The sequence below is a fragment of the Micromonospora sp. 4G55 genome, from assembly GCF_016803375.1.
Genome location: NZ_JAEVHN010000787.1, coordinates 1 through 2,588 on the forward strand (window position 1 = coordinate 1; position 2,588 = coordinate 2,588).

Consider the following 2,588-nt stretch of genomic DNA (forward strand, 5'->3'; position numbering starts at 1 on the left):
CGATGCCCATGCCCTGGGTGTCCGTGCCGATGGTGTCCGGCATGGGGGTCAGCAGGTTCCACCCGCCGCGTACCTCGGCGTCGTAGCCCAGGTCCGGGCTCTTCGCCGCCCGCCTCACCGCGCTCGGCACGCTGACCTTCGCCCACCGGGTACGCCTGCTCGTGGCGCACCGGGTCGGCGACGCCGCCGCGCTGCACGCCGCCGAGGCGGCGCTGGCGGGGGTGGACGAGGACAAGGCCGAGCTGCGGCTCTCGGTCAAGGAGCGGGACGACTTCTTCACCACCTACTTCGTCAGCACCTGGTCGCCGTACGTGACGAAGGCGGCGGCCCGGATCGGCCTCGGCCCGACCGGGGTGACCATGCTGTCGGTGCTCTTCGCGGTCGCCGCGGCGGTGCTGTTCGCGGCCGGCGGCCGGCCCGCGCTGGTTAGCGGGGCGGTGCTGCTCTACCTCGGCTTCGTGCTCGACTGCGTGGACGGCCAGCTGGCCCGCTACACCCGGCACTTCAGCGCCTGGGGCGGCTGGCTGGACACGATGGCCGACCGGGCGAAGGAGTACGTGGTCTACGCCGGCCTCGGCTACGGGGCGACGCACGCCGGCTTCCGGTACGGCTGGGCTCTCGCCATCGCCGCGATGACGCTGCAGACCGTGCGGCACATGACCGACACCTGGTACGGCGTGCTGCACGACGAGGCGGCCCGTCGGCCGAAGACGGCGGTGGGCGGGGGAGGCGGTGGGATCGGTGACCGGCTGAACGCCGCCTCGACCCGGGTGCAGGCCGACACCGGCTCGGTGTCGTACTGGCTGAAGCGGACGGTGGTCTTCCCGATCGGCGAGCGGTGGGCGCTGATCGCGCTGACCGTGGCGCTGTTCAACCCGCTGGTCAGCCTGGTCGCGGTGCTGGTCTGGGGGACGCTGGCGTTCGCGTACACCGGGGCGCTGCGCACCTTGCGGGCGCGCTGGATGTGGGTGCCGGTGCTGGACACGGTCGACGCCACGCTGCACCGCGACGACGGTCCGCTGGCGGCGCGGCTGCCGGTGGTCCGCCCGATGGGCCCGCTGACGCTGGCGGTGCTGGCGGCGCTGGGCCCGGCGGCGCTGCTGGTCGCGGCGTTGCTGACCGACGACGGTGGGCTGCGCTGGTGGGTGCCGGTGGCGCTGCTGGTGCTGCTGGTCGGCGGGCTGGGGGCCGGCGCGGCGCACAACGGGCCGCTGGACTGGCTGGTCCCGGCCGCGCTGCGGGCCGGGGAGTACCTGTTCGCCATCGCCGTCGGGGTGGTCGGCGGGGCGTCGCCCTGGCTGATCTTCGCCTACGTCCTCGTGCTCACCCTGCACCACTACGACCTGACCGCCCGGCTGGAGAAGCGGCAGGCGGCCCCGCCGCTGCACCGCTGGACGCTGGGCTGGGAGGGGCGGTCGGTGCTGCTGGCGCTGGCGGCGATCGCCGGAATTGTGAGTATCGGTCTGGCTACACTCGGTACGTACCTTCTCGTGGGATTCGTGGCGAGTGTCGTCCTGGCCTGGGTGGTCCTGCCGGCCCGCGCCGCGCGGGTGACGGCCGTCCCGGTGGAAGGCGGTTCGCCGGGCTGACCAAGGGGGGCGGCCGGGATGACCCTGATCAGCTTCGTCGTACCGGCCTACCGGGTGCAGGGCTACCTGCGCGAGTGCCTGGACTCGATCCTCGGGCAGCCCTTCGACGACCTCGAGGTGATCGGCGTCGACGACGCCTCGCCGGACGCCGTCGGCGACATCCTCGACGAGTACGCCGCCCGCGATCCCCGGGTCACCGCACTCCGGCTGCCCCGCAACGTCGGGCTCGGTCCGGCCCGCAACGCCGGGCTGGACCGGGCCGTCGGCGAGTACGTCTGGTTCGTCGACGGCGACGACTGGCTCGCCCCGGACTGCCTGCCCGAGGTCGCCGACCGGCTGCGGGCCGCCCGCCCGGACGTCCTCGTGGTGGACCACGTCCGCGCGCACTGGAACGACAGCGCCACCCGCAGCGCGATGGCCGAGGTGTTCCGGGAGCCGCTCGGCGAGGCCACCTTCCGGCTGCGGGACCGGCCGGAGACCATGCAGCTGCTGCACACCGCCTGGAACCGGGTGGTCCGCCGGGAGTTCCTGGTCGACCTCGGGCTGCGTTTCGCCCCCGGCTGGTACGAGGACGTCTCCTTCACCTATCCGGTGCTGCTGGCCGCCGAGCGGATCGCGGTGCTCGACCGGGTCTGCGTCAACTACCGGCAGCGGCGGGCCGGGGCGATCACCCGGACCCGGGGAGACCGGCACTTCGAGGTCTTCGCGCAGTGGCACCGGGTGTTCGCGTTGATGGACCGCTGGGGGCCGGCGGTGGCCGGGCTGCGGCCGGCGGTCTTCGAGCGGATGGTCTGGCACCACCTGACCGTGCTCGGCAACGGCGAACGGATCGCCCCCGCGCTGCGCCCGGCGTTCTTCGCCCAGATGACCGCCGACCACCGGCGCTTCCGGCCGCCCGAGGGCTACCCCGCGCCGGACGGGCTGGAAGGGCTCAACGCACCGGTTGGTCGCGGCGGGACGGTGGCGGACGTTCAGCGCGTTGCGCGCGGCGAACCAGGC

Annotated in this window: 2 pseudogenes; both read left to right on the plus strand. The window is 74.0% G+C overall.

Annotated elements, in window-relative coordinates:
* Positions 1-107: 107 nt before the first annotated feature.
* A pseudogene (locus JNW89_RS34175) lies at positions 108-1,589 on the plus strand (DUF5941 domain-containing protein); the annotation flags it as partial.
* Positions 1,590-1,607: 18 nt separating this feature from the next.
* Positions 1,608-2,588: pseudogene (locus tag JNW89_RS34180) on the plus strand (glycosyltransferase family 2 protein); the annotation flags it as partial.